This is a genomic window from Acidimicrobiia bacterium, assembly GCA_036271555.1.
Taxonomy (GTDB): domain Bacteria; phylum Actinomycetota; class Acidimicrobiia; order IMCC26256; family PALSA-610; genus DATBAK01.
In genome coordinates, this window is the sequence record DATBAK010000044.1 from 38,427 (window position 1) to 44,855 (window position 6,429).

Below are 6,429 nucleotides of genomic sequence, written 5' to 3' on the forward strand. Positions count from 1 at the left end.
GCGCGCTCGTCGCAATGACAACCGTCGCCGCGCTCGCGCTCGCGGGTTGCGGCAGTACGGCATCGTCGTCGAGCGCGCCTTCGTCGCACGCGACACCGGCGTCGGCATCGGCAGGCGGCCCGTCGGCCCAGACCCGCATGATCTGCGCGACCGAAGCGCAGCACGACCTCGCGGCGACGCTCGGACTGCAGGCGGCGAACGTGTCGACGCCGACGTGGCGCGCGGACGTGTACTCGTGCGCGTACCGCTACGCGAACGGATCGTTCACGCTCTCGGTGCACCAAGCGGCCGACACCCGCGCCGCGCACTCGACGTTCACCGCGCTCGGCGCGCAGCTCACGCGCCGCACCGCGCTGGAAGGCCTCGGGGACGACGCGGTCACGACGGCGAACGGCTCGGTCCTCGTGCAGAAGGACGACGACGTGCTGCTCGTCGACATCCGCGCGCTGGCATCGCGATTCGGCGTGCCGCCCGACACGCGCGCCAACGCGGCGATCAGCATCGCCGCGACGATCATGGGCTGCTGGACGGGATCATGAACACACCACGGATCAAGGCCCTCATCGCCGCGGTCGGACTCACGATCGCCGTCGCCGCCTGCGGGTCCGGTGCGGGGTCGTCGTCGTCCGCGCCTTCACCGAGCAGCACCGCGACGACCGTCATGCCGGTTTCGCCGACGACCGGCCGCGACGCGGGCGCGGCCGCCACGATCACGATTCACAACTTCAGCTTCGGCGCGCCGGTGACCGTGACGGCGGGCGCCACCGTCACCGTGCACAACTCCGACTCCACGACCCACTCGCTCTCCGCCGACGACGGGAGCTTCGACGCCGGCGCCAACGTCCCCGCGGGCCAGACCCACACGTTCACGGCCCCCACGAAACCGGGACGCTACGCATTCCACTGCAACTTCCACGCCGAGATGCACGGCACGCTGATCGTCACCTCGAAGGCGGCGTGAACACGCAGAACTCGTTGCCCTCGGGATCCACGAGAACAACCCACTCGCGGTCGTCGGCCTTGGGCAGCACGACGCGTGCGCCGAGCGCGACGAGCTCGTCGACGGTGCCGAACACGTCGATGTGCATGCGGTTCTTCACGGTCTTGGGCTCGGGCACGGGCACGATCCAGATGAGCGGTCCGGTGCCCGTCGGGTCGACGATCGGGACCGGCCACTCGCGGGGCCGCACCCAATCGGGTTCCTCGGGATCGACCGCTTCGACCCGCCGCTCGTAGCCGAGGGCGGTGCACCACCAGTCGGCGAGCGCCTGGTGATCGCCGGCGTCGAGACACAGATCCTTGAACCGTGCGGCCATGCCCCGGACGCTACGCCCGCCCCGACCTGGGCTTTCGCGGATCTGATCGAGAACGGTGACGCGCGCGCGTCACCGGGATCGATCAGTTCGCCGGAACTTCGCGCCCCTACAGTGCCCGCCGTGAAGCTCGGGGATGTCGCCAACGCGGGCGCGCAGGAACACGGCAAGCCGCTCGACGGCGTGCGGGTGCTCGCGGCCGAGCAGATGCAGGCGCTCCCGTACGCGACGCAGATGCTGGCCCGCCTCGGCGCCGAGGTCGTGAAGGTCGAGCACCCGGTGCACGGCGAGTCGGGCCGCGGCTCGACGCCCGCGATGACCGACCCGGAAGGCCGCGCGGTCGGCGCCACGTACCTGCGGAACAACCTCGGCAAGCGCAGCGTCGGACTCGACCTGAAGTCGGCCGACGGCCGCGCGCTGTTCCTCGATCTCGTCGCCAACTTCGACGTGGTCGCCGAGAACTTCAAGGCCGGGACGATGGACCGGATGGGCCTCGGCTACGACGTGATCGCGGCCCGCTACCCGCGCGCGATCTACGTGTCGATCTCGGGCTTCGGCAACTCGGTCGAGACGCCGTACCGCGACTGGCCCGCGTACGCGTCGATCGTCGAGGCGATGTCGGGCATCTACGACTACAAGAACCCTGACTCACCGCCGGTGACGATCCCCGTCGGCGCGCTCGGCGACATTTCGTCCGCCCTCTACGCCGTCATCGGCATCCTCGCCGCGCTCCGCCATCGCGAGCACACCGGTCGCGGGCAGTACGTCGACATCGCGATGCTCGACGCGATGGTCGCGATGACCGACGTCGTCACGAACTTCTGGTCGATGGGCGTGCGCCCGGAGCCGGGCAAAGGGCTGGAGCTGATCTGCGAGGGCTTCCGTGCGTCCGACGGCTACGTCGTGATGCAGGTGGTACGCGAGCACCAGTTCGAGAAGCTCGCCGACCTCGTCGGCAAGCCCGAGTGGAAGACCGATCCGCGCTTCGCGACGCGCGCGGGATGGATGCCGAACCTCGAGACCGAGATCCGTCCGGGCATCGAGGCATGGACGTCGACGCGCACGAAGCTCGACGCGACACACGAGCTCACCGCCGCGGGCATCGTCGCGGGACCGAGCAATCACGCATCCGACGTGATCGCCGACCCGCACGTCGCGGCGCGCCACATGCTCGTGGAGGTGCCGCGCACCGACGACGGTCCCGACGTGCTCGTGCCCGGAAACCCGGTGAAGCTCTCGAACGTCGCCGAGGGGCCGGAGACGCGCGTGCCGTGGGTGGGCGAGCACACCGACGCGGTGCTGCAGGCAGAGCTCGGCCTCGCCGCCGCCGAGATCGAGCGGCTGCGCGCCGCCGGCGTGGTGACCTGACCCGCGGTTGAGCCGATCCGGCCGGACGGGCGTGGCGGCGTGACCCACCCGTAACATCGGCGTCCGTATGGACTTCGACTTCACCCCCGAGCAGCAGGCCTTCGCCGACGAGGTGGATCGCTTCCTCGACGAGCACGACGATCCCGACGTCTTCGACCTGACGCGAGAGAACATGGCGCAGATCGTCGACACGCCCAAGCGGCGCGCCTTCATGCGCACCATGGGCCAGCGGGGCTTCCTCGGCATGACGTGGCCGAAGGAGTTCGGCGGCACCGAGGGCGAGGGCGTCTACGAGTATCTGCTGAACGAACGGCTCGCCGGTCGCGGAGGCCCGCAGATCGGCAAGGGCGTCGGCATCATCGGCAAGACGCTGATCGCGCACGGCAACGACTTCCTCAAGCAGAAGTTCCTGCCGATGATCCTCAACAACGACGTCGAGTTCGCGGTCGGCTACAGCGAGCCCAACGCAGGCTCCGACGCCGCGTCGATGCGGCTCAAGGCCGAGCGCGCCGAACGCGACGGCCAGAGCGGTTGGGTGCTCAACGGTCAGAAGACGTGGACGACGTCCGCGCACTTCGCCGAGTGGTACTGGCTCGGCACCCGCACCGACCCGAACGACAAGCACCGCGGCATCACGTTGATGCTCGTGCCGCTCGACCAGCCCGGCGTCGAGATCCGCGCGATCTGGACGATGGGCGACGAGCGCACGAACGAGGTGTTCATCGACGACGTGTTCGTGCCCGACGAGTACGTCGTCGGCGAGGTCGGCCGTGGGTTCCAGTACATCTCACAGGCGCTCGATCTCGAGCGCTTCACGATGTTCACGATCTCGCCAATGCAGCAGCGGCTCGACCTGCTCTGCGACTACGTGCGCGACACGGTGCGCGACGGCAAGCCGCTGCGCGACGATCCGGTCATCCGTCAGCGCCTCGCGCGACTGATGACCGAGATGGAAGTGGCGCGCGTGCTCGGGCTGCGGGTCGTCGACGCGTCGATGAAGGCCGAGACGGTTCCGGGCGCGCCGCCGCCGACCGTCGAGTCGTCGCAGTACAAGCTCTACGCGACCGGACTCTCGCAGCGGCTCGCCGACGCCGCGATGGACATCGGCGGGCCCGGCAGCCAGCTGCGCGTGAAGACGAAGGACGCGCCGATGGAGGGCCGCTCCGAGTCGACGTATCGGTACACGGTGATCGACACGATCGGCGGTGGCGCGTCGGAGATCCAGAAGAACGTCATCGCCCGCCGCGGTCTCGGGCTCCCGAAGAACTTCTAGGTCTCGGTGTCGGACTCGATGCTCGGCGGCATCACCGTGCTCGACCTCGCGACCGTCGGTCCTGCGGCGCGCACCTCGCGCTGGCTCGCCGACTACGGCGCGCGCGTCGTGAAGATCGGCGCGCCACCCGCCCAGCACGGCGTGCAGATCACGCCTCCGTTCTATGCGTACGCGGGACATCGCGGCATGCAACGCGCGCTGCTCGACCTCAAGACGCCGGCGGGTGTCGACGCGTTCCTGCGGCTCGCGGCGAACGCCGACGTCGTGATCGAGAGCTTCCGCCCCGGCGTGATGGATCGACTCGGCATCGGCTACGACGCCGTGAAGACCGTGAGCCCGCGTGTCGTCTACTGCTCGACCACCGGCTACGGGCAGGACGGGCCGCACGCGCAGTGGGCCGGTCACGACCTCAACTACCTCGGTATGGGCGGCTACCTCGACTGCACCGGTCGCGATCCGAGCGGTGGTCCCGCGCTGCCCGGCGCGACGATCGGCGACGGCGCGGGCGGCGGCATGCACGCGGTGATCGCGATCCTCGCCGCGCTCGTTCAGCGCGCCGCGACCGGTGAGGGCGCGTACCTCGATGTCGCGGTCGCCGACGGAGTGGTCGCGCTGATGTCGCTCGCGATCGACGAGTACCTCGCGACCGGCGAGGTGCCGGGCCCGCGACACGGGCTGCTCACCGGTCGCTTCGCGTGTTACGACGTCTACGAGTGCCGCGACGGACGCTGGCTGACGGTCGCCGCGATCGAGCCGCGGTTCTGGGCGAACCTCTGCCGCGCGCTCGGTTGCGAGCAGTGGAGCGCGCACCAGACCGACGACGATGCGCAAGACACGATCCGCGCCGACCTGCGCGCCGCGTTCGCGCAGCGCGATCGCGACGAGTGGGTGAAGGCGCTCGGACCGGCCGACACGTGCGTCGCGCCCGTCTCGTCGATTCCCGAGGTCGCAACCGATCCGCACCTGACCGCGCGCCACGTCTTCGTCGACGCCGAGCGGGTGAGCGGTCAGCCGGACCACGAGACAGAGCTCCGTGCCGACCGGAGTGAGGACGCGACCGTGCGATCGCGCGACGACGGCGACTCGTTGCGGCAGGTCGGCTGGGTGCTCGCGGGCATGGACCGCGGACAACAGTCGGTCGTGCGCGAGCCGACGGTGAGCGATACCGACGCGCTGCTCGTCGACGCCGGACTCGACGCCGCGACCGTCGCACAACTTCGCAGCGAAGGAGTGATCGCGTGAGCAGGCAGTGGTCGACCGCCGGAGACGCGGCCGAAGGCGCGAGCGGAGCGAGCGTCGAGGCTCGCCCGCGCGCGTGCCAGCCGGCGAGCCGAAGCGGCGTCGGCGAAGGAGCGAGCGCATGAGTACCGATCTGCCCGCCGACGTCGAGGCCCTGATCGGCGTCGTGCAGTACGAGGAACGCGGCGAGTTCCCGGTGGAGCGGGGCTACATCTGGACGACGTGCGCGTCGGTCGAGAACGGGAATCCACTGTTCTGGGACGATGCCGTCGCGCGGGAGATCACCGACGGCCCGATCGCGCCGCCGACGATGCTCTCGGTGTGGTTCCGCCCCCATCACTGGGCGCCGAACCGCGACGAGCCCGGGCTCCCGCTGCAGGTGCACTTCGACCTGAAGGCGCGCTTCGAGCTCCCGGAAGCGGTGATGAGCGACAACACGATCGTGTTCCACGAACCGGTGCGACCCGGCGACGTGATCACGAGCCGCCAGATCCTGCGCTCGGTCAGCGCGCCGAAGACGACGAAGCTCGGTACCGGCCGCTTCTGGATCATCGACGTCGAGTACCTGAACCAGCGGGACGAGATCGTCGGAGTGGAGTCGTACACCGGCTTCGGCTATCGGAGGAACGCATGACGACCGCGACGCGCGCCCGCCGGCTCACCGACGTGAAGGTCGGTGACGTGCTGCCCGACCTCGCGTATCCCGTCACCGCGACGACGGTCGTGCTCGGCGCGCTCGCGAGCCGCGACTGGCGACCGATGCACCACGACCACGACTTCGCCGTGAACCGCAACGGCACCCAGGACATCTTCCTCAACACGCCGAACCAGGCCGCGTGGTTCGAGCGCTACCTCACCGACTGGAGCGGCGCGACCGGCCGGCTCGGGCGCGTGAAGTTCCGCATGAAGGGATCGGTGTTTCCCGGCGACACGATGGTGCTGCGCGGCACCGTCGACGACGTGACGACCGACGACGCGGGATGCGGCTGGGCCAGCGTGAGCATGACGCTGTCGGTCGACGACGACGTGAAGACCGAGTGCACCGCGCGCATCGCGCTGCCGGTCTCGGAATCCGACAACCCCTGGACGCGACGCGGCGACGCGTGGCGACCGTAGAGAGGACGAGCGCACGATGGATCTCGACCGCACACCCGAGCAGGAGATGCTCGCCGAGCTCGTGCGCGGCGTCTGCGCGACCTACGCACCGGTCGACACCGTGCGCGCGCTCGAGGACGA

Annotated in this window: 8 protein-coding genes; 7 read left to right on the top strand and 1 reads right to left on the bottom strand. The window is 69.9% G+C overall.

Annotation, left to right across the window (positions count from 1 at the left end):
- The first annotated feature begins 14 nt into the window (after positions 1-14).
- Together VH914_11680 and VH914_11685 are read left to right on the top strand one after the other, a co-directional pair.
- Positions 15-539: a hypothetical protein gene (locus VH914_11680; GenBank protein HEX4491858.1), complete on the top strand. Its 525-nt coding sequence runs from the start codon at positions 15-17 to the stop codon at positions 537-539.
- Positions 536-961, top strand: a complete 426-nt coding sequence (locus tag VH914_11685; protein HEX4491859.1) for a cupredoxin domain-containing protein — start codon at positions 536-538, stop codon at positions 959-961. Before VH914_11680 ends, VH914_11685 begins: the two co-directional genes overlap by 4 nt.
- Here VH914_11685 and VH914_11690 read toward each other — a convergent pair.
- Entirely contained in the window at positions 942-1,316 is a 375-nt protein-coding gene (locus VH914_11690; protein ID HEX4491860.1) for a VOC family protein, read from the bottom strand. The two genes, VH914_11685 and VH914_11690, sit on opposite strands and share 20 nt — an antisense overlap.
- A gap of 120 nt (positions 1,317-1,436) precedes the next feature.
- On the opposite strand from VH914_11690, the gene VH914_11695 reads away from it, so the two are divergent.
- The 5 genes from VH914_11695 (at position 1,437) to VH914_11715 (ending at position 6,309) form a co-directional block, all read left to right on the top strand.
- Positions 1,437-2,681 carry a CaiB/BaiF CoA-transferase family protein gene (locus VH914_11695; GenBank protein HEX4491861.1) on the top strand — a complete coding sequence of 415 codons (1,245 nt, stop codon included), beginning with the start codon at positions 1,437-1,439 and terminating at the stop codon, positions 2,679-2,681.
- A 67-nt stretch (positions 2,682-2,748) separates the two neighbouring features.
- Positions 2,749-3,954, top strand: coding sequence for an acyl-CoA dehydrogenase family protein (locus VH914_11700; GenBank protein HEX4491862.1), 1,206 nt, complete (start codon positions 2,749-2,751; stop codon positions 3,952-3,954).
- A 6-nt stretch (positions 3,955-3,960) separates the two neighbouring features.
- Complete coding sequence (locus tag VH914_11705) at positions 3,961-5,196, top strand: CaiB/BaiF CoA-transferase family protein (GenBank protein ID HEX4491863.1); 1,236 nt, start codon at positions 3,961-3,963, stop codon at positions 5,194-5,196.
- Between the two features lie 118 nt (positions 5,197-5,314).
- Positions 5,315-5,827, top strand: a complete 513-nt coding sequence (locus VH914_11710; protein ID HEX4491864.1) for a MaoC family dehydratase N-terminal domain-containing protein — start codon at positions 5,315-5,317, stop codon at positions 5,825-5,827.
- Positions 5,824-6,309 carry a MaoC/PaaZ C-terminal domain-containing protein gene (locus VH914_11715; GenBank protein ID HEX4491865.1) on the top strand — a complete coding sequence of 162 codons (486 nt, stop codon included), beginning with the start codon at positions 5,824-5,826 and terminating at the stop codon, positions 6,307-6,309. Before VH914_11710 ends, VH914_11715 begins: the two co-directional genes overlap by 4 nt.
- Positions 6,310-6,429: the final 120 nt, after the last annotated feature.